24 protein-coding genes and 1 pseudogene are annotated in these 20,486 nt (G+C 50.3%); 23 read left to right on the top strand and 2 right to left on the bottom strand.

Features of this window, described 5'->3' with window-relative positions; genetic code table 11:
* Positions 1-34: 34 nt before the first annotated feature.
* The 16 genes from NYE69_RS30715 (at position 35) to NYE69_RS30640 (ending at position 12,678) form a co-directional block, all read left to right on the top strand.
* A complete protein-coding gene (locus tag NYE69_RS30715) occupies positions 35-865 on the top strand; it encodes an ATP-binding cassette domain-containing protein (RefSeq protein ID WP_340929844.1) in 831 nt (276 codons plus the stop codon).
* Positions 856-1,458: an ABC transporter ATP-binding protein gene (locus NYE69_RS30710; RefSeq protein WP_328271561.1), complete on the top strand. Its 603-nt coding sequence runs from the start codon at positions 856-858 to the stop codon at positions 1,456-1,458. Before NYE69_RS30715 ends, NYE69_RS30710 begins: the two co-directional genes overlap by 10 nt.
* Before the next feature lie 117 nt (positions 1,459-1,575).
* Positions 1,576-1,725 (top strand): 50S ribosomal protein L33, encoded by a 150-nt coding sequence (rpmG, locus tag NYE69_RS30705; protein WP_082672940.1) that lies wholly within the window; start codon positions 1,576-1,578, stop codon positions 1,723-1,725.
* A gap of 10 nt (positions 1,726-1,735) precedes the next feature.
* On the top strand, positions 1,736-2,944 hold the full coding sequence (locus NYE69_RS30700) for a GTP-binding protein (protein WP_328271562.1): 1,209 nt from the start codon (positions 1,736-1,738) through the stop codon (positions 2,942-2,944).
* Positions 2,945-3,006: 62 nt separating this feature from the next.
* Positions 3,007-3,714: a metal ABC transporter ATP-binding protein gene (locus NYE69_RS30695; RefSeq protein ID WP_340929836.1), complete on the top strand. Its 708-nt coding sequence runs from the start codon at positions 3,007-3,009 to the stop codon at positions 3,712-3,714.
* Entirely contained in the window at positions 3,660-4,532 is an 873-nt protein-coding gene (locus NYE69_RS30690) for a metal ABC transporter permease (protein WP_328271588.1), read from the top strand. The genes NYE69_RS30695 and NYE69_RS30690 overlap by 55 nt, the downstream gene beginning before the upstream one ends.
* On the top strand, positions 4,513-5,655 hold the full coding sequence (locus NYE69_RS30685) for a metal ABC transporter substrate-binding protein (protein ID WP_328271564.1): 1,143 nt from the start codon (positions 4,513-4,515) through the stop codon (positions 5,653-5,655). The genes NYE69_RS30690 and NYE69_RS30685 overlap by 20 nt, the downstream gene beginning before the upstream one ends.
* A gap of 46 nt (positions 5,656-5,701) precedes the next feature.
* Complete coding sequence (locus tag NYE69_RS30680; RefSeq protein WP_328271565.1) at positions 5,702-6,124, top strand: Fur family transcriptional regulator; 423 nt, start codon at positions 5,702-5,704, stop codon at positions 6,122-6,124.
* A 16-nt stretch (positions 6,125-6,140) separates the two neighbouring features.
* Positions 6,141-6,410 (top strand): 30S ribosomal protein S14, encoded by a 270-nt coding sequence (gene rpsN / locus NYE69_RS30675; protein ID WP_340929833.1) that lies wholly within the window; start codon positions 6,141-6,143, stop codon positions 6,408-6,410.
* A 23-nt stretch (positions 6,411-6,433) separates the two neighbouring features.
* A complete protein-coding gene (gene cntE / locus NYE69_RS30670) occupies positions 6,434-7,621 on the top strand; it encodes a staphylopine family metallophore export MFS transporter CntE (protein WP_340929831.1) in 1,188 nt (395 codons plus the stop codon).
* 55 nt (positions 7,622-7,676) lie between these two features.
* Positions 7,677-8,009: a DUF3024 domain-containing protein gene (locus tag NYE69_RS30665; protein ID WP_445744805.1), complete on the top strand. Its 333-nt coding sequence runs from the start codon at positions 7,677-7,679 to the stop codon at positions 8,007-8,009.
* A 76-nt stretch (positions 8,010-8,085) separates the two neighbouring features.
* Positions 8,086-9,213, top strand: coding sequence for an NAD(P)/FAD-dependent oxidoreductase (locus NYE69_RS30660; protein ID WP_340929828.1), 1,128 nt, complete (start codon positions 8,086-8,088; stop codon positions 9,211-9,213).
* Complete coding sequence (locus NYE69_RS30655; protein WP_340929826.1) at positions 9,207-10,859, top strand: nucleoside recognition domain-containing protein; 1,653 nt, start codon at positions 9,207-9,209, stop codon at positions 10,857-10,859. The genes NYE69_RS30660 and NYE69_RS30655 overlap by 7 nt, the downstream gene beginning before the upstream one ends.
* A gap of 114 nt (positions 10,860-10,973) precedes the next feature.
* Positions 10,974-11,498, top strand: coding sequence for a hypothetical protein (locus tag NYE69_RS30650; protein ID WP_340929824.1), 525 nt, complete (start codon positions 10,974-10,976; stop codon positions 11,496-11,498).
* 136 nt (positions 11,499-11,634) lie between these two features.
* Positions 11,635-12,087 (top strand): Fur family transcriptional regulator, encoded by a 453-nt coding sequence (locus NYE69_RS30645; RefSeq protein WP_328271572.1) that lies wholly within the window; start codon positions 11,635-11,637, stop codon positions 12,085-12,087.
* A gap of 408 nt (positions 12,088-12,495) precedes the next feature.
* Entirely contained in the window at positions 12,496-12,678 is a 183-nt protein-coding gene (locus NYE69_RS30640) for a hypothetical protein (protein WP_340929822.1), read from the top strand.
* 67 nt (positions 12,679-12,745) lie between these two features.
* Here the strand turns inward: NYE69_RS30640 and NYE69_RS30635 are convergent, their stop codons facing one another.
* On the bottom strand, positions 12,746-13,744 hold the full coding sequence (locus NYE69_RS30635; RefSeq protein ID WP_340929821.1) for a CobW family GTP-binding protein: 999 nt from the start codon (positions 13,742-13,744) through the stop codon (positions 12,746-12,748).
* Between the two features lie 235 nt (positions 13,745-13,979).
* Between NYE69_RS30635 and nikA the strand changes: the two genes are divergently transcribed.
* Genes nikA through NYE69_RS30605 form a run of 6 tightly spaced genes read left to right on the top strand, consistent with a single transcriptional unit; the run spans position 13,980 to position 19,428 of the window.
* Positions 13,980-15,524, top strand: a complete 1,545-nt coding sequence (nikA, locus tag NYE69_RS30630) for a nickel ABC transporter substrate-binding protein (protein WP_340929819.1) — start codon at positions 13,980-13,982, stop codon at positions 15,522-15,524.
* On the top strand, positions 15,525-16,472 hold the full coding sequence (nikB, locus tag NYE69_RS30625) for a nickel ABC transporter permease (protein WP_340929817.1): 948 nt from the start codon (positions 15,525-15,527) through the stop codon (positions 16,470-16,472). It begins immediately after the preceding gene.
* Positions 16,469-17,317 (top strand): nickel transporter permease, encoded by an 849-nt coding sequence (gene nikC, locus NYE69_RS30620; protein ID WP_445744804.1) that lies wholly within the window; start codon positions 16,469-16,471, stop codon positions 17,315-17,317. The genes nikB and nikC overlap by 4 nt, the downstream gene beginning before the upstream one ends.
* Positions 17,317-18,117: an ABC transporter ATP-binding protein gene (locus tag NYE69_RS30615; RefSeq protein WP_340929816.1), complete on the top strand. Its 801-nt coding sequence runs from the start codon at positions 17,317-17,319 to the stop codon at positions 18,115-18,117. Before nikC ends, NYE69_RS30615 begins: the two co-directional genes overlap by 1 nt.
* Positions 18,114-18,875, top strand: coding sequence for an ABC transporter ATP-binding protein (locus tag NYE69_RS30610; RefSeq protein WP_340929814.1), 762 nt, complete (start codon positions 18,114-18,116; stop codon positions 18,873-18,875). The genes NYE69_RS30615 and NYE69_RS30610 overlap by 4 nt, the downstream gene beginning before the upstream one ends.
* Positions 18,876-18,894: 19 nt before the next feature.
* Positions 18,895-19,428, top strand: coding sequence for a GNAT family N-acetyltransferase (locus NYE69_RS30605; protein ID WP_340929811.1), 534 nt, complete (start codon positions 18,895-18,897; stop codon positions 19,426-19,428).
* Here the strand turns inward: NYE69_RS30605 and NYE69_RS30600 are convergent.
* Positions 19,429-19,827 (bottom strand): annotated as a pseudogene (locus tag NYE69_RS30600) (PepSY domain-containing protein); the annotation flags it as partial.
* A gap of 282 nt (positions 19,828-20,109) precedes the next feature.
* Here NYE69_RS30600 and NYE69_RS30595 point away from each other — a divergent pair.
* Entirely contained in the window at positions 20,110-20,436 is a 327-nt protein-coding gene (locus NYE69_RS30595; RefSeq protein WP_340929809.1) for an ArsR/SmtB family transcription factor, read from the top strand.
* Positions 20,437-20,486: the final 50 nt, after the last annotated feature.

Below are 20,486 nucleotides of genomic sequence, written 5' to 3'. Positions count from 1 at the left end.
GAAGCAACGCTCACAAAACTTTTAGGAGGCTAGCATGGGAGACGCTGAGAAGAACGTTTTGTTGAAGGTGGAGGATTTGTCGATTGGATTTTCACAATATTTGAAGGGGACACACAAGCGAATCATTCGTCCCATAGCGAATATGCATGTGGAAATTGGCGAGGGGGAAATCGTGGCGGTTGTCGGAGCTAGCGGCTCCGGCAAAAGCTTGCTGGCTCACGCCGTGTTGGGGATACTGCCCGGGAATGCGATCTGCAGCGGGAAAATGTTGTATAGAGGGGAAGAACTGACGGAAGAAAGAAAGAAGCGCCTGAGAGGGAGTGAAATTTCGTTCATTCCGCAATCCGTCAATTATCTCGATCCGCTGATGCGCGTAGGGCGGCAGGTTCAGATCGGACTTGACCGGAAAATTGCAAAGAAAAAGCAAGAAGAATTGTTTGTGCAATACGGACTGCAAGAAAGGGATGGGCGTCTTTTTCCGTTTGAATTGTCGGGAGGCATGCTGCGCAGGGTGCTGTTTGCCACAAGCGTCCGGGAAGGGATCAAGCTGGTCATTGCCGATGAACCTACGCCGGGAATCCATCCGCAGGCGCTTTCCGAAATCTTGCGGCAATTGAAGCAATTCGCGGCCGATGGGGCAGGGGTGATGCTGATTACCCATGATATCGTGTCTGCGCTGGAAATCGCGGATCGGGTGGCGGTTCTCAAGGACGGAACGACGATAGAAATTTCGGATGCGGCGGCATTTGCCGGTAACGGGGAGCTTCTCCAGTCCGAATATACGCGCCGGTTATGGAGGGCTTTGCCGCAGAATGATTTCGATCCGGAATGGAAGGAAAGGGGAGTTGGGGAAGCTTGGCTTTAGTTGGAGAGAATCTGGGCTACTATTATCGGAAAGATCACTGCATACTGCAGGACATAAACATCACGATTGCCCCGGGTGAAGTGCTGGGATTGTCGGGCTACAGCGGATGCGGCAAAACAACGCTGGCCCGAATGCTCGCCGGTTATGTTCCGCCGCGCGCCGGCCGCGTTATGCTGGACGGGAGGCCGCTTGCGCGGCGCTCTTTTCGTCCGGTGCAATTGATTTATCAGCACCCGGAAAAGGCGATTAATCCAAAGTGGCGAATGAAGGATGTGTTGAACGAATCCTATACCCCCTCCCCGGAGATTCTCGAGGCTTTTGAAATCCGCAAGGAGTGGCTGGACCGCTGGCCGCTTGAGCTGTCGGGAGGCGAGAAGCAGCGTTTTTGCATTGTTCGCGCGCTCCATCATGATACCCAATATATTATTGCCGATGAGATGACCACTATGCTGGATGCCATTACACAGGCACAAATTTGGCGCGCGTTTTTGAACATTTGCCAAAGCCGGTCCATCGGCGTCGTTGTGGTCAGCCATGAGGAGAGCCTGCTTCATCGGTTGTGCGACCGCGTATACAAAGTAGGGCAGCATTAAAATCAGGAACTCCGTTATTGGGGCATTCCGAGGTAATTCGGAGCGATTGACATAAAGGAGAAGAGCAAGTAAAATAATTAAATCGTAATAATTACGAATAGAAGGAGATGTTTTTAAATGAGAGTTGTTATTACCTTGGCGTGCACCGAAACGGGAGACCGCAATTACACGACCACCAAAAATAAGAAGACGCACCCCGAACGCATGGAATTGCGCAAATACTGCCCTAGGCTAAGAAAATACACGCTGCACCGCGAAACGCGCTAGGAGGGTTTATATGTTGGCTGAACAAACATCAAAGAAAATTCCGGTCACGGTTCTAAGCGGTTATCTGGGATCCGGGAAAACGACCTTGTTAAATCATGTTTTGCATAACAAGGATGGATTGAAGGTAGCCGTTATTGTCAATGACATGAGCGAAGTTAATGTGGACGCCAATCTCGTAAAATCGGGGAACGCATTGTCAAGAACGGAAGAAAAGCTGGTGGAGATGTCCAATGGCTGCATCTGCTGCACGCTGCGGGACGATTTGCTGCGCGAGGTGCAGAAGCTGGCCGGCGAGGGGCGCTTTGATTACATTCTGATCGAATCGTCGGGTATCAGCGAACCCATCCCGGTGGCGCAAACCTTTACTTATGCCAATCCGGATTTGGACATCGATTTAACCGCCCTGGCCCGATTGGATACGATGGTTACTGTCGTTGATGCCAACCGCTTCTGGCACGACTTCGCATCGGGGGAAAGCTTGCTTGACCGTAATCAGGCGGTGGGAGAAACCGACTATAGAGATATTGTAGATCTTTTGATCGATCAGATTGAAACCTGCGATGTTTTGCTGTTGAACAAGTGCGATCTGGTGGAGGAGAAGGAGCTGGTGAAGCTGGAGGCCGTATTGAAGAAGCTTCAACCGACGGCTAAAATCATTCGGACCGTGAATGGAGCTGTGGACCCCAAGGAAATTTTGAACACGGGTTTGTTTGATTTTGAAAAGACGAGCATGTCCTCAGGGTGGATTGCGGAGCTTACGAATAAAGAGCATACTCCGGAAACCGAGGAATATGGAATAGGGTCCTTTGTGTATCGCAGCAGAATTCCGTTTCATCCTCAGCGTCTCAGTTATTTTTTAAACAATTGGCCTGTCGAAGTAGTTCGTGCCAAGGGACTGGTATGGATCGCAGCGCGTGGCGATATGGCGGCATCGTTAAGCCAGGCAGGTCCTTCCATTCAGTTTGGTCCCGCAGGTTATTGGTTGGCGGCTTTACCGGAAGATCAGCAGCGCGAAGTGTTGGACAGCGAACCCGAAGTTCTGGAACGCTGGGATAATACCTGGGGCGATCGAATGACCGAACTGGTCTTCATCGGTATGGACATGAATCAAAAAGATATTGAGAGAAGGCTGGCCCGTTGCTTGTTGAATGAAGAAGAAATGAAGCAGGATTGGAATAAATTCAATAATCCGCTGCCTTGGCCGGTTTACAAATCGTAATTTCTACGATATTATGTTTTCGATAAATACGTAATGATTACGATTAAAAGGAAGAGATTGATGTGATTTTATCTTCTATGCGCGATGTTGTGTTTGGATATGGGAATGAGCCTGTTATCGAAAACTTGTCTCTGGACATCCATACCGGGCAATTTATCGGCATTGCGGGGCCGAACGGTACGGCCAAAACCACGTTGCTGAAGCTGATGTTGGGGCTGCTTAAGCCTTGGAGCGGTTCGGTCCGGTTGGGCCGCGTCCGGGAAGACGGTTCAAAGTTGGCTGTGGGGTATGTGCCGCAGCAAGTGTCTTCCTTCAATGCCGGCTTCCCCAGCAAGGTCATCGAGTTGGTTCGTTCGGGGTGCTATTCCCGCCTCGGATTATTCGGCCGTTTCAAGGAGGAGCAGCGGCAGGTTGTAGAGCGAAGCTTAAAACAGGTTGGCATGTGGGAGTATCGCGATCGTAAAGTCGGTGAGCTGTCGGGAGGCCAAAAACAACGCGTCTGCATCGCCCGCGCGCTGGCCCAGGAGCCGCAAGTGCTCGTATTGGATGAGCCTATGACGGGGATTGATGCGGCAAGCCGGATACAGCTTTACGAGTTGTTAAGACATAACGTAAAAGACCACGGCCGAACAGTTATTATGGTCACCCATGGGCTTGAGGAAACGGCGCCGTATCTCGATACGTTGATTCAATTGGAGCGGAAGGAGGATGAGGGCTGGCGATGTTCGGTTACGAATTTATGCAGCGCGCCTTTTGGGCAGGGGGCTTAATAGGCATCATCGCACCGCTGCTCGGAGTTTATCTCATGCTTCGCCGTCAGGCGCTGATGGCGGATACGCTGTCCCATGTGTCCCTGGCCGGGGTAGCTTTGGGCTCGATGATGCAGCTAAATCCTTCCCTCAGCGGTTTTGCGGTGGCCGTTGCCGGAGGGATTGTGATCGAGCAGCTTCGCCGTTCCTACCGTACATACAGCGAGCTGCCGGTAGCGATCATCATGACTTCGGGGCTGGCACTTGCTGTAGTGCTGATGAGTTTAAAGCAAAATTGGGGCAAAAGCTTCAGCTCCTATCTGTTCGGTTCCATTGTCGCGGTGAGCGATACCCAGTTGCTGCTGATCGCTGCCGTGGCGCTGGTCGGGGTGCTTTATTTTATCATCTTGCGGCGTCCTCTCTACAATCTGACCTTTGACGAGGAAACGGCCGCGATATCCGGCGTCCGGGTCAAGCTGCTGTCTTTTTCCTTTGCCGTGCTGACCGGGATGACCGTCGCCGCCGCCATGCCGGTCGTGGGCGTGCTTCTGGTTTCGGCGTTGATCATATTGCCGGCTTCGCTGGCTTTGCGCGTCGCCTCCGGTTTTACGGCGGCGATCCTGATTTCCGTCGGCACCGGCCTGGTTGGCGTTTTTTCCGGTCTGAGTCTTTCTTATTATATCAATACGCCGCCGGGAGGGACGATTGCGCTGATCCTGCTCGTTTTCCTGTTGACCACGCTGTTGCTGCAGAAGCTGCTGCGGCTGCGCGGGCGGCAAGTTACCAAAAAACAATATCAAAGTAAGGAGCATGTGAAAAATGAAATTTTGGAAACATAGCTTAACCGTTTTATCCTTATCATTGATGCTGGTTGCGGCCGGTTGCGGCTCGAATGTAGACACATCGGGAAATGCCGCGGGAAATAACGGCTCGTCCACAGCGCCTGTAGCGGCTGCGGATAAGCCTGCAACGGAAACGCTGGAGATCAAGACGAGTTTTTACCCGATGTATGAATTCACACGTCATGTAGCGGGGGATCTGGCCCATGTGGAGAATCTGGTTCCCGCCGGGATGGAACCGCATGATTGGGAGCCGACCGCACAGGATATGGCTGCCATTACCGATGCCGACGTGCTCGTGTACAATGGAGCGGGCATGGAAGGCTGGGTGGAGCAGGTGCTGGACAGCGCCACGGGCACCGGGGTCAAGGCGATTGAAGCCAGCCGCGGGATCGAGATTATGGAAGGCTCGGAAGAGCATGAACATGGCGAAGAGGCTCATGACGAGGGCGAACACGCTCATGAAGAAGGTGAGCACGCTCATGAAGACGGTGAACATGCTCATGAAGAAGGTGAGCATGCTCATGAAGACGGTGAACATGCTCATGACGAGAGCGAACACGCTCATGAAGAAAGCGGGCACGATCACGATCACGGTGGCCTGGATCCGCACGTATGGCTGTCGCCGGCGCTGGCGATTCAGGAAGTTCGCAACATTGAAAAAGGCTTGTCCGAAGCGGCTCCGCAATACGCAGACCAGTTTAAAGCCAATGCCGATGCTTATGTAGCCGAGCTGGAAGCGCTCGACAAAGAATTTGCCGAGGCCTTTAAAGACAGCAAGCGCAAGGATTTCATTACCCAGCATGCCGCCTTTGGTTATCTGGCCAAACAATATGGACTGACTCAAGTGCCGATCGCCGGGCTCTCTCCCGAACAGGAGCCGTCGGCTTCCCAGATGGCTGGAATTGTCGAGTTTGCGAAGGAACATAATGTGAAGACGATCTTTTTTGAGACACTGGTATCTTCCAAGGTGGCCGATACGATCGCTTCCGAAATCGGGGCAAAATCGGCGGTTCTGAATCCGCTTGAGGGTTTGACGGAAGAAGAGATCGCCGGCGGTCTCGACTATATTGGAGTGATGCGGCAAAATCTGGAAGCGCTGAAGTCGGCGCTGAACGAATAGCGCCATAGTTAATGCTGGGGGATATGAAACCGGGGGAGATGAAAGAATGGAGAACAAGTCGAATCGTTTGATTCAAGCTATGGAGTCCAAAGGTTTGCGTATTACCACGCAACGCAGATGGATCGCGGAGCTGTTCTCCGTCTCCACCGGATTCGTGCTGCCGCGCGAGGTTCACGCTTATATAGCAGAACATCTTCCGGGGGTCAGTTACGACACGGTGTACCGCAATCTCCGTTTGCTGACGGAAATTAACCTGATCGAACAATTCGATTTTCCGGAGGGGGTCCGCTTCAAGCTGAGATGCGGTCCTGACCGTCATCACCACCATCTCATCTGCATAAAATGCCAGCAAACCTTTCCGATCGATTTTTGTCCACTGGATAACGGCATCGAAATGCCGGAAGCGTTCCAGATCATATCGCATAAATTCGAAGTCTTCGGTCTATGCGGCTCATGCGCCGCAAGTTAAAGGAGGAATCTCAAACATGGCTAAAAAATCGAAGGTCATTAAAGAACAGAAAAGACAAGCTCTGGTTCAAAAGTATGCCGAAAAGCGCAGAGAGTTGAAAGAAAAAGGGGATTTTGCGGCTTTGCAAAAACTGCCCCGCGATTCATCGCCCACCCGTCTGCATAACCGTTGCTCGGTATCGGGGCGGCCAAGAGGATATATCAGCAAATTCAAGGTGTCCCGGATCGTATTTCGCGAGCTGGCTCACAAAGGGCAAATTCCCGGCGTGAAAAAGGCCAGCTGGTAATCTTAGGCCAAGGAGCAAGAGTTGTGAAAGGAGCCCTGTCATGGCCTTTTCTGCGGTTATATCTATTAACCCTTTTTTATTTTAGCGCTAACCCGATATTGAATGTTATTATTCCTTTAAAGGGCGAATCCCTGGGCGCCGATAATACGACAATCGGAGTCATCATGGGGGCGTATTTGTTTACGACGATGTTTTTTCGGCCCTGGGCAGGCCGTATGATTCAAAAATACGGACCGATCAAAGTGTTGCGCACGATTCTTGTGATCAATGGCTTCGCGCTCATTTTATACACATTTACCGGACTAGGAGGCTATTTCATTGCTCGTATGCTGCAAGGAGTATGCACCGCTTTTTTCTCCATGACCTTACAGCTGGGCATTATCGATGCGCTGCCGGACAAGGACCGTTCACAAGGGATTTCGATGTATTCCTTATGTTCTTCCATGCCGGGGATTATCGGTCCACTGCTGGCTTTTGGCATGTGGCAGGCCGGAGATACAAATAGGTTTACAGCGGCCATGATCGCAATTGCCATCCTTACAGGGGTGGTGGGCTATAGCGCTAAAATGGACAAAAAAGAGGCAGAGCCGGCTTCGGGCCAGGAGGGACAAGGAGCGACGATGCTTCAATCCTACGTCCAGTTAGTCCGGAACCCGCATTTATTCAAATGCAGCGTTCTGATGCTGATCGCTTCTCTAGTATTTGGAGCGGTGACCACCTTTATCCCGCTATACGCCTCGCAAATTCAAAGCGGCAATGCGGCCGTTTATCTCATGCTTCAGGCAGGGGCCGCAGTCGCAGCCCGCTTCGTGTTAAGGAAGAGGATTCCTTCGGACGGGAAATGGCATTCTTCTTTTGTCATGGCCATTATGCTCATTTTAGCTGTAGCCGCGCAATGTGTAAGCTTTTCGATAACGGGTGGCGCTGTGTTTTTTTATGCCGGCGCAATCTTAATGGGGTTAGCTCAAGCACTTCTTTATCCTACGTTAACATCGTATTTAACGTTTGTCCTGCCACCCTTGAATCGCAATGTGCTCATTGGACTATTTATTGCCATGGCTGATTTAGGCGTTTCGCTGGGCGCTGTCATCATGGGCCCGATCGCGGACCTTTCCTCTTATTCTTTTATGTATATGATTTGCGCGATCTTAGGCGTATCAATGATCATTTTTGCCTATGATCGACGTAAGATTTTTGTTGGGTCAAGGTAAAGGTAAGGGTGTCTTATCCAAGAGGTACGCCTATTAACGGCATGAGGTGATGGTGGTGGATCCATTTACGGCCCGAAGACTTGAAACGATTTTGGACGGCTACATTGAAGTGAAGGTTCCTCCAAATGTCCGCTCCTCTGTCCGCTTAAAATACGAGTGGAATGAGGAGGGGCTGACTTTGCTTGAGGAACGGCCGCATTCCCACGGACGACAATGGATCGGATCAGCCATCGTACAGTTTCGTTTGGAGCAAAATAAATGGAGCGTGTATGTCAAAAATTCGAACCATGACTGGGAACCGGTCAAATCCATTGCGCCTAATCCGGATTTCGAGCAGCAGTTGGAACTGGTCGAACTGGATCGTGAGGGAATCTTTTGGGTTTCATAGGTCGGATCAAATCGTCGTATAAAGTCATCGTTTATTATCGTAAAAATTACGATTAAACAACTGGGAGGTGTTGGTTATGGAGCTTTTTGATTGCCTTATTGTAGGCGGAGGAGCTGCGGGAATCGGTTTGGGCAGCCTGCTGCAAGAGCTTAACGTGAAACGCTTCAGTATTCTCGAGAGAGGGAGCATTGGGGCGTCCTTTAGAATGTGGCCCAAGGAAATGCGAATGATCACTCCGTCTTTTACGGGCAATGCTTACGGGATGCTGGATCTCAATGCCATCACCCTGAAAACCTCCCCGGCCTATACGCTCGGAACGGAGCATCCTTCCGGCGAACAGTATGCGAACTATTTACAGGCTGTAGCCGAATATAAAAAGCTGCCCGTACAAGCCGGGGTGGACGTGACCGGGATACGTCCTCAACCGGATGGAAGCTTTGAACTGGATACATCAAAAGGCATCCTGCGCAGCAAATTCGTGATCTGGGCGGCCGGAGAATTTCAGTATCCCGAACTGGCCGGATTCCCCGGAGCGGAATATGGCATTCACAACAGCCTGATTCAGGAATGGAAAGATGTACAGGGCGAAGAACACGTCATTATTGGAGGTTACGAAAGCGGCGCTGACGCGGCGGTTCACTTGGCGAGATTGGGCAAGAGGGTAACGGTGATCGACCGTAATTTTCGCTGGACGGAAAAAGGCAGCAGCGACCCGAGCATGGAGATCTCTCCTTTTACAAAGGATCGTTTGAAGGAGGTTGCCGACGGACAGGTGGAGTTGCTGGCAGGTTATGAAGTCCATTGGATAGAACCGGCAGACGATGGGGGATATCTCGTTTATTGCGAGGGGGCTTCGGGCAACAGCCATTTTCTTAAGACAAGTTCTCCTCCGATTCTGGCTACCGGCTTTAGGGGAAGCGTGGAGCTCGTTCAGCATTTGTTTGAGCGGGATGATCGCGGGGATGTGCTGCTCAATGAGGTGGATGAATCCACGCTGACACCGGGATTATTTGTGTCCGGCCCCGGTGTCCGGCATGGTCATTTGATTTTCTGCTTTATCTATAAATTCAGACAGCGCTTTGGCGTTGTGGCGGGAGAGATTGCCGAGCGTCTGGGGCTGGATACAGGAACGCTGGAGGAATACCGGAAGCAGGGAATGCTGCTCACGGATCTAAGCTGTTGCGGAGAAGATTGCCAATGCTGACGAAAGTCCGATCCAAACCGCAGAGTGTGGTCATGATCGGCTTTGAGTCCTCCGGCAAATCGACGTTATTCCGCGGGCTTACCGGTCAGGAAACCGGTGAGGAAGCTAATTTTCGCGGCTCTACCGTAACGATGCACAGAGGGGTCTTAACCTCCGAAATGGATTTGGCCGATCTTCCCGGGATCCGGGTCGAAGATGACAGCATGACCACGAGAACGGCGATGGAGGCCGTTACGGATGCGGACATCATCATGCTGGTCGTACGAGCTACGCATGCTGCCAAGGAGCTTCCGCTGCTATTGAAAGCGGCAAATCCGGAAGGCAAGCGCGTCCTGTTAGTACTTACCTTCGCCGATAAAATACCGGCGCGTTTGCCGGAGCTTGAGCGATATTATAGCGACTGGCTGGGAATTCCCGTCTATACGGTCGATGCCCGCAGGTTCGCGTTTGCGGACAGGACGGAACTGCTTCGGCGTTTGAAAGAAGCCCGAACGATTCGTTCCGGCGCCGGGGAGCTGCTGCCCCGGCAATTTCCCGCCATGCAGCCGCAAACCACCTGGTTGGAGCATCCGGTATGGGGACGTACCTTGTCACTGCTGCTGACGCTTTTAATGTTTGCGGTACCGGTACTGCTGGCTTATCTGTTATCGGCATGGCTGCAGCCGATCGTGAATCGTCATGTCATAGATCCGGTAAAGTCTTGGTTTGAAGGATGGCCTGTGGTTCTGCGTTCTTTCCTCGTCGGCGATTACGGGGTGCTTACCCTTGGTTCGTATTCTTTCCTGTGGGCGTTTCCGGTCGTTCTGCTGCTGGGCATCAGCGTTGCCTTGGCGGAGGAAAGCGGCCTCAAGGATCGAATTACCGATTCCCTGGACGGCCCGATGCGCCGTATCGGACTAAACGGCCGCGACCTTATTCCGGTTTTGTCCGGATTTGGCTGCAATGTGGTTGCGGTATTCCAAAGCCGCGCCTGCAGTGCCTGCACCCGGAAATCATGCGTATCGCTGATTGCCTACGGCTCCGCCTGCAGCTATCAGATCGGAGCCGCCTTGTCGGTGTTCGGGTCGGCGGGTCATCCCTGGCTGTTCTTGCCTTATATATTTGTGCTTGGTCTTGTAGGGGCTCTGCATACAAGGGTTTGGAACCGGAAGCCGGGCCAGCTCGCCGCTCAGGCTTACGAGACCAAAACCTTTTTGCAAAAACCGGGAATTCGTGCCGTAAGCTGGCGGCTTCGCACCGTGATTAAGCAGTTTCTGCTGCAGGCGATGCCGATTTTTATTGTTATTTGTTTGGCAGCCGCTGTTTTGCAATCGACGGGCCTGATGGCCTGGTTCTCGGCGATGGCAAGACCCGTTCTCCAGTTGTTTCATCTGCCGCCCGAGGCGGCGAGCGGTATTGTGTTTTCCATGGTGCGCAAAGACGGGCTGCTCGTTTTAAATCAGGGAGAAGGGGAGCTGCTGCGGTCGATGGGGGCGGGTCAGGTTTTTCTCCTTGTATATCTCGCTTCCACGTTTACGGCCTGTTTGGTCACATTATGGACCGTCAAGAAGGAAATGGGCTGGTCCTTTGCTTCTTCGCTGGCGGGCAAGCAACTGGTGACGTCGCTTGTTTCTTCCGCAATCATTATGCTTGTGGCGGTAAATTAATATTCTGGGATACAGGTGAGGAGTTGAACGAAGTATGGGCAATCTGGCTAAGGAAGAGGAAAAAATTACGTTGCCCAAATTTTAAGGATTTATTTGCGGATCGGAGGGAGCCTGTTGGCATACATCAGCACTAAAAACGAAGAGGAAAAGGTGATCAGCGTCCAATCCGAAGAACAATGGCAACGGAGGGATTTGGAACTCGCCAACTGGCTGCGGCGGGTTAAGCGAAGAAGACGTGCCAAACAAACCGTGTTGCTCGGCAATATAGAAGTTGATGCGGAGATGTTTGGTACGCTTGCTTGCCTCAAGCGAATGAACATCCAAACCGAATTTTCCTGTGCGGGCGTCAGCCCGCTGGATGAACCGGAAGATCATTCGCTTTACGCCTATATAACTATGTTCTCATCCGAGAAAACCGACCGGTTCGTGCAATTTGCCATGGGGCGGATGAGGCATCGTTTGCTTGTAACGTTCGAGCCGTCGCGGAACCGGTACGATCTTTCTTCTTTTTTTATCGGACATAACCGTTCCTTCTGTCTGCTCTTGCAGCGCTGCGCCGAGACGTTTGCCCGGCTTGAACAAGAGCGGACAGCAGAAAAGTTAACTATAAAATACGGATTGGGTAAACATACCGATTGATGAAAACAGAGAACAAAGGTCATATGACAATTTCCCCCTTTCTTTGTTAGAATAAAAAGACGGAATATTTTCTGACGAAAAACGTCCGTCATCAAGCCGGATGCTTTGTATATCGAGGAAGGGAACGTGCGATGTTATGAAAGAAAGCCAATCCAAGGTGAGAGAAATGCTGGACACGATGGCGCGGAACGGATGGAGAGTGACCGAACAGCGAAGAACGCTGGCGCAAATTTTTGCCGATCATGAAGGTTATCTGTCGCCCAAAGATGTCTATGATCAAATGTCCATCCGTTATCCAAGCATGAGCCTGGACACAGTATACCGCAATCTCCGGATGTTAAGTGAGATGGGGGTATTGGAGCATTTCTACTTTATGGATGGCGGCTTGAAATTCAAGGAGAATTGTACGGCGCACCATCATCATCACTTGATTTGCGTTAATTGCGAAAAAACGCTTCCTTTTGATTATTGTCCGATGGACCATGGCCTTGAGTTGCCGGGGAACTACAAAGTGCTGCGGCATCGTTTTGAGGTTTACGGGATTTGCGAGGGATGCCAGATGCAGCAGAATGAAGAACCCATGGAGTAGAAGACAAGATACCTGCAACGTATCCATTTATCATTAAGCATGCGATCTCATCGGGAGAGCATGCTTTTTTTAAGATATCAGAAAGTATAAACTTCGTAGGGAAGGTTTCTGATATCGCAAGAAAAACTAACTCTAAAAGAGGTCAGTATCCTTTCGAAGATCAACACACGCTGCCCGGACGCTTTGCATGATTATCCCCTTTGATCAGATAGCAGAGAAATGGACAGGAGCTGGCCTCACTCCGGGCCCCTGGCCGCCCTGAACGAGAGGGATAATCGTGCAAAGATAGCCTGAGGGACACCAAGGCCCGAACCCTATAAGGGGTTGCCCGGATCGTACAGGAATTTCCCGGGATTTGGCCCAGCATGCTGATGGATAAAATTACTATTAAAATGTATTGATGTGCTAATGGAGGAATCGACGTCCAAGGAAACCGGGGAACGGGTGATGTTTCAATTTGCCTACAGGCAATTGGAACTGATTCCGATCCGGCCGCAAGGCCAGGTTCAAGACGTGGCCGTTTTTATCGGGGAGCATTTTTCAAAACAGGTTCTGCTCAGGAAGTTGGAGGAAGCCGTTAGTTCCGCATAAGCTGGTCAGAAAATAAAAAGAAGCGGCACGTTAGCGTGTCCGCTTCTTCTTTTATCATCAATCTGTGTTAGTCGGCTACGCAGGCGGCAAACTGCTTGTGGAACCATTTCTCGTCCAAATTCCGTCCGATGACCACGAATTCGCTGGTTGGCACCTCATCCGGTTTCCAATCCCGGTCCGGGTATGCGCCGAACAGCATGTGAATGCCCTGGAAGACCACTCTTTTTTTGCTGCCTTTGATATTGAGGACCCCTTTGTAGCGGAACGTGTTCACGCCATGTTCGATTAGCCACTCGTTAATGAAGCGTTCTACCTTTTTCAAATCGAGCGGGCGGGACTCGCGGAAAAACACGGAGAACACCTCGTCATCGTGATCGTGGTGCTCTTCTTCCAGAAACCCGGGTTCAAGCTCCAGTTTCTTCTCCAAATCAAAAGCGTTGATGCCCAGGATACGCTCGATTTCGATCTGCGATTGCTGCGTACGGTAAATCTTGGCCGCCTGGTTCATTGCGCGCAGGCGCCCTTCCAACTGCTCAAGCTCATCTTCGGAAACGAGGTCCGTTTTGTTCAAAAGCAGCACATCCGCAAAGGCGACCTGCTCCTGCGCTTCATGGCCCTCATCCAGATGCTGTCCGGCATGCTTGGCGTCCACTACCGCGACGATCGCGTCCAGTTTATAGAAATCGGCCACTTCGTCATCCACGAAAAAGGTTTGCGCCACCGGGGCGGGATCGGCCAAACCTGTGGTTTCGATCAGGACGCGGTCAAAATCGGCTTTCCGGCGACCGCCCATTCCGAGCTTCGCATTTTTCAAATCAGCGAGAATGCGGATAAGATCGCCCCGCACCGTACAGCAAATGCAGCCGTTGTTCATTTCAAATATTTCTTCGTCCGCGCCGACGACTAGCTGATTGTCGATCCCGACTTCTCCGAACTCGTTGACAATGACCGCAATTTTCTGGCCATGATTTGCGGTTAACACATGGTTAAGCAAGGTTGTTTTTCCTGCGCCGAGAAACCCGGTCAACACAGTGACGGGAATACGAGGATCTTGTAAAGTGGTCATCTTGTTCACTCCTTCACCTAGGGATACTGGTCATTTAATCGTAATTATTACTATTAAATTATAGAAGCTAATGAGCGGATTGTCAAATTCTGCATCGCACGAAACAACACGGAGTATTTTCCCTGAGGATAATTCGAGCAATTTATTCAGGCTGATGATGTTAAATAGACTTGTCATATAAGATTCATTAAGATATTATATTAATCGTAACAATTACGAAAAAGGGGTATTCACCATGAAATTTGATAGGTTCTTAAGAAATCACTTTCTGAAGTTTGGCATCTTATTGGCAAGTATCAGTTTGATTAGCGCATGTTCCCAGTCTTCTTCAGGCACTGAGGCCCAAAAACACATTCATTTTCTTTATAATTTCTCAACGAATTCTTTGGATCCTCATGTGGATTCAAGTTATGTTCCGTTGCGGGCAGGGATAACGGAAACGCTGATTCGCCTGGATGAAGAAAATCTATCCATTGCGCCTTGGCTGGCGGAAAGCTGGGAAGGTCAAGATGGGCAGCATTGGACGATTAAAGTGCGGGAAAACGTCACGTTCCATAACGGTAAGAAAATGGATGCTGAAGCGGTAAAAGCCTCCCTTGAACGCGCATTGAAGGAGAGTGTGGCGATTCAAAATGCGCTCAAAGTCGAAAAGATCGAAGCGGTAGACGATTACACGCTGAAAATAACAACCAAGGTGCCCTTTCCGGAGTTCGTATCCGAGCTTGTGAATCCGAATGTCTCCATTATTGATGTAACGGAAGAAGACATTGTCAACCATCCTGTAGGAACCGGCCCTTTCGTGTTAAAGTCGTTCTCGCCGGGGAGCAAGCTTGAGCTCGAGCGCTATGATGATTATTGGGATGGGGCTTCCAATCTGGATTCCGTAACGTTTGCTTTTAATGAGGATGCGAATGCCCGCTCGCTCGCACTGAAATCCGGGCAAGTGGATATCGTTTATCGTCCGGAGGTGGAAAGCTTGCAATCCTTGAAAGATCAGGATGGGATGAAAGTTGAATCCACCTCGACCTTCCGTGTACACCAAATGACCATGAATATGCAACGTAAAAGCTTGCAGGACGTCAATGTGCGCCGGGCGGTTGATGCGCTCATCAATCGGCAGAAGATTGTCGATACCATTTTGTTGGGCAACGCTGAACCTGCTCTCGGGCCGTTTTTGCCATCACTGCCGTTCGCGCCAACGTATGAACAGCATGAAACCGGAGCCGACATAGCGGTCAAGTACTTGGAAAAAGCAGGTTACTCCCTGGCAGACGGGAAAATGCAAAAAGACGGCGAACCGCTTAAATTTATCCTGTTAACCTATAGTGCAAGAGCCGATTTGCCGTTAATCGCGCAAGTTTTTCAGTCGGACGCCAAACAGATCGGAATCGAAGTCGACATTCGCCAGATTGATGTCCCTGAGGAATACATGGCATCCAACCGCGATTGGGATCTTGCGACGTATAGCAATCTAACCGCCCCGCGCGGAGATGCCGGGTATTACTTGAATGCGACTTATCACCCTACGGGCGCCCTTAACTTTAGCGGTGCTCAGGAGCCCGAACTGACGGCCATGATTGATCAACTCAATCAAACCGTCAGCCAGGAAGAACGTGCATTACTTGCCGAAGAAGTCGCTGATTATGTCCACGAACATATGATTAATTCGTTCATTCTGCATCCTTCGACCATTGTGGCCTATAACGAAAACAAAGTGAAAAATTGGGTGACGACCCGAAGCGAATATTATATGATCACCAACCGGTTGGATGTGAATTAAGTGATTCAAATTTTGGTGCGCAAATTTCTGGAAGTCCTGTTGTTTTTGTTATTCATTACGTTTGTCAGCTTTTTGTTTATTCGGCTTGCGCCTGGCGATCCGGTTTTAACCATTTTGAATGTGGATGAACTATCCGTTAGTCAAGTGCAAGTAGAGGCCCTGAGAGAGGAAATGGGATTCAACGAGCCGCTGCTTGTCCAATATGGACATTGGCTGCTTAAATTCATTCAGCTTGATTTCGGTACCTCTTATATGACCGGCCAACCCGTCATGGATGTCATTTTCAGGGGGGTACCCGCTACCCTGGAATTGGCGGTTGGCGCGCTTATCGTCATGTTGGTTGTGTCGATCCCGCTTGGTTCGCTATCCGCTCTTTACCGGAATAGCTGGATAGACCATGTAAGCAGAATCCTCTCCATTCTTGGAGCGGCCGTCCCCAGTTTTTGGCTTGGCCTGCTGTTCATTGATTTATTCGGTGTGCGGTTAAACTGGCTTCCCACTATGGGGAGAGACGGCCTGCTCACCTGGGTGTTACCGTCTCTGACGCTGGGCCTAGCGATCTCCAGCGTATATGTTCGTTTGCTTCGTTCCAGCTTGCTTGATTCGCTCAGCCAGGAATTTATCCGTGCGGCGAGGGCCCGCGGCTTATCCGAGCGAAGAATCTTTTTCGTTCATGCGTTCCGGCACAGTCTTCCTCCCGTCATTACCTTTTTCGGAGTCAGCCTGGGAAGCTTGATTGGCGGCGTGCTGGTCATTGAAGTATTGTTTGCGTATCCGGGGATCGGCAAACTTGTCGTGGATGCCATACGCGGGCGCGATTATCCCCTCATTCAGGGATACATTCTCATGATGGCGGTGATTGTTTTTGTTGTGAATACGTGCGTGGATTTGTCTTACCGGTATTTAAACCCTGAAATGAAGCTAAAAGAAAAGGCGGTGAGCGGATGAAGGAATGGTCTTTACCATGGCCGAAAGTAAAAAAGCGCAGATGGCTAGGGGGGATCGCATGGATGTGCGTACTCCTGACAGGGCTCGTCGTCATTTATGCCTTTTTTGTCTTGCGTCATGATCCAACATTAACGAATCTGGACAATCGCCTGCAGGGCGCAAGCCTGCAGCATCCGCTCGGGACCGATCAATTGGGTCGGGATGTGCTGACCAGGCTCTTGCTGGGGGGACAGCAAACCATCGGTTACAGCTTGCTGGCACTGATCGTTTCCCTCGTCATCGGGATCCCTTTTGGTCTTATCTCAGGGTTTAGACGCGGGCTGGTGGATCGGATTTTTATGCGCATTGCCGATGGATTTTTAGCCTTTCCGGATACGATCGTGGCCATTGTCCTGAGCGGCTTGCTTGGAGCGGGAATCGGCAATCTGGTGTTGGCGATTGTCATCGTAAAATGGGTCAGTTATGCCCGTCTTGTTCGCAGCACCGTTTTAGCGGAGTCCCAAAAAGACTATGTGCTCATTGCCCGAACAAACGGGCTGTCTCCCGGCAAGATCATGCGCAAGCATTTATTTCCTCATATTGTAGGGCATGTTCTCGTACTTGCCAGTCTCGATCTTGGAAAAGTGATTTTGCTCATTTCGGCCTTTTCATACATTGGGCTTGGAGCGCAGCCCCCCATTCCTGAATGGGGAGCCATGCTGAATGATTCTCGGCCTTATTTTCAGTCAAAACCCGAATTCATGATCTATCCCGGTTTGGCGATCGTGATTGCCGTGCTGCTGACGAATATGCTGGGGGATTATTTGCGCGATCTTTTTGATGTCAAGAAGGAGGTGCAATCGTGATGTTGTCGATCAGACAGGTATCGATTCGCAGCGGAGACAAGAAACTTGCCGACAACGTATCGCTCTCCATCCGCGAGGGAGATTGGTATGCCCTGGTCGGACAAAGCGGGAGCGGGAAAACGTTGCTCTCTCAAGCCATCGGCCGCATGCTTCCCCCTAATTTGCAGGCAGAGGGGAGCATTTTTTATAAGGGACGGGATTTATTTGTTCTATCGCCTGGACAGATGAGAACGATTCGCGGCTTAAAACTGTCCTATGTGTTTCAGGATTATCAGGGTTCTTTCACCCCCTTTAGAACGATTGCCCAGCACTTTGAAGAATACCAGAAAACTCACGGCAACGCCGATTCCCGGGCCCGGCAACGAAGCGCACTGGACGCGCTTGCTTCTGTCGGGTTGGATGAGACCGTGTACAAGCGGTATCCCTTTCAGTTGAGCGGGGGGCAGCTTCAGCGTGTCTCCATTGCGATGACGCTGTTGTTGTCGCCGGATTTATTAATCGCGGATGAAATCACCACGGCATTGGACAGTGTCTCCGGGCACAAGATTTTGGAATTGCTTGCAAAGAGACAGAAGGAAACCGGCTGTGCCATTCTGTTTATCACGCATGATTGGCGCCCTGTCAAACGTTATGCGAACCGCATCGCTGTCATGAAAGAAGGCCAAGTGGTTGAAGCAGGAGAGAAAGATCATGTGCTTGGCAACCCGCAGCATGCGTATACCAAACAATTAATCAACGCGGCTCCAACGCTTGATCGCATCCTTTCAACAAGTGTCCGTGAGGAGGCGGAGATCGTATGAAGTTGCTTACGGTGAAAAACCTGACCAAATCCTATCAAGGACAAAAAACGGCGATTCATCCTCTCTCTTTTGAACTGCATCAAGGCGAATGTCTTGGTCTTGTCGGTGAAAGCGGCTGCGGAAAAAGCACGCTCGCCCGCTGTTTGCTGCGCATCGAAACGATCGACGGAGGCTCGATTTATTTCAAGAATGAAGCGATTGAACGCCTGAATGAGCGCCGATTGCACGCTTACCGGCAAAAGATGCAGATTGTGCTGCAAAATCCATCGGCCGCGTTGAACCCGAAGCTGAAAATAGAAGATTCCCTAATCGATCCCTACGAACAGTATCGAAAACAGCTGAGTCTGCGGCATTTTTCCTATACCTCGAAGAAGGCCTTTGTGAAGCAGCTTCTTGATGCCGTCCAGCTGCCCGAGAGCCTGGCGGACCGGTATCCCCATGAATTAAGCGGGGGACAGCGCCAGCGGGTGACGATTGCCCGTGCGATCAGCATCGAACCGGAGCTTCTTGTATTGGATGAACCTACCGCAAGCCTGGATGTGATCTCGCAAGGGGCGATTCTTGCTTTATTGGCGGAGCTGCGCGTATCTTTGAATTTGTCTTACTTATTCATTTCGCACGATCTGGCCGCTGTTGCGCAAATGAGCGGGCGAATTCTGGTGATGAAAGAAGGGCGGCTTGTCGATCAATTCCATCGCGAACATTTGTTGTCAGATGAACGGCATCCGTATACCAAAGAGCTCATTTCAATTTTTTAGCAACTTAGAGGAGGAAGAGATGAACATTAGAACGGATGTTTCTGTGAATGAAGTTACGAATGAGCAAATTCCGGCTGCGATCGATTTTATGGCGGGCATACGCAGGGAAGTGTTTCCCATGCTCCAGAATGATCCATTACCAAAAGACATGTTGCATTTTGAACAGGTTTATTTGGAACCCGAGGATGCTTCATTTTTTGTAGCCGCCGCAGAAGATGGCCGAATAATCGGAACCATCGGCGTGCTGCGTTACAACGAGCGTATTGAAGCAATACGCGGTCGCTATAATCAAGAAAGCGTAGCGGAGATTGTCCGGTGTTTTGTCGGACCGGCAACCCGAAGAAGAGGGGTCGGCTCCCTTCTCTTTCGGGAAGCAGCAAACTTTGCCAAGGATGCCGGGTACTCGATGTTGTATTTGCACACTCATCATTTCTTAAACGGCGCGGTAGCGTTTTGGCAGCGTCAGGGATTTTCAATCTTCCTGGACCAACGGGACGATTGGGAAACGGTTCATATGGAAAGGTGCGAGTCGCTTTTATTCTTAGTAGAGTAGTTAGACGATACTTTCAATAATAAATATGATTAGTATAGATAAACCAAACAGGGGCATAAGTATACCTAGTATCAATAAGGTGAGTATAACTCCTATAGACCATGGTTTATTTATTCGTTTAGGCCTGTTTAAATCTCCAGGTTTTATTTTTTTCATCCATGAAAAGAATCCCATCGCTATGGCTGCAAGGAATGCGATGCAAACAAGCAAGTTTAGAATTTTATTAGCGATCCCAAATAAGTGTCCTTCATGAAGAGGAATTCCCCAAGTAAACCACTTTCCTATAATTCCATAATCATCATAGTTTATTCTGGCAATTAGTTTTCCGGAATATTGATCGAAATAGGCGGTTGTTTCTTCGTACGGGCTAACATCCAGCCCGGTGACGCCCGTGTTGCTTCATCTGTTACGGTATTGTGAAAAAATATTGAATACGGGAATTTATCCACGCAAACGCAAATAAGGCGGATCGATGATCATTCCAGTGAGCGTTCATTCCTTGACAGGAATATTCTGTTTTATGTATATTTTAAGCGATTGATGCAATAAATATTGAAGTAAGGAGGTAGCCATACAGTGCAATTTCGGGTACTGAAAGAAGCCTGAATGAGGTGACCACCGGTGAAATAACCCCTTTCTTATTTTAGGAAGAGAAGCGTGCTGTATGGGAAGCAAAATCATATGGACACAACGGTATTAAGCGCACTTGCGGAATCTAACCGTCTACACATTGTTGAATTACTGCGTGAAGGCCCCCTCACTGTCGGGGGAATAACCGAGCGGCTCGAGCTGCGGCAGCCTCAAGTATCCAAGCATCTCCGCGTGCTGCTTGATGCGGGAATCGTGGACATGCAGGCTGACGCCAATCGCCGAATTTATCGGCTGCGGCCGGAGCCATTTCAGGAGATGGACGAGTGGCTAGATTCCTATCGTCATATATGGAACGAGAGGTTCGACCGATTGGATTCTTACCTTCAAGATTTGATGAATCCCAAAACTAAACATTAGTAAAAGCAGAACTGGCGGCATCAGGGACGTTCCCTTTGCCGCCTGTTTTT

The sequence above is a fragment of the Paenibacillus sp. FSL R5-0527 genome, from assembly GCF_038008055.1.
Lineage (GTDB): Bacteria > Bacillota > Bacilli > Paenibacillales > Paenibacillaceae > Fontibacillus > Fontibacillus macerans.
Note: the sequence above shows the minus strand (reverse complement) of the source record. Positions and strands in the feature narration are given on the sequence as shown.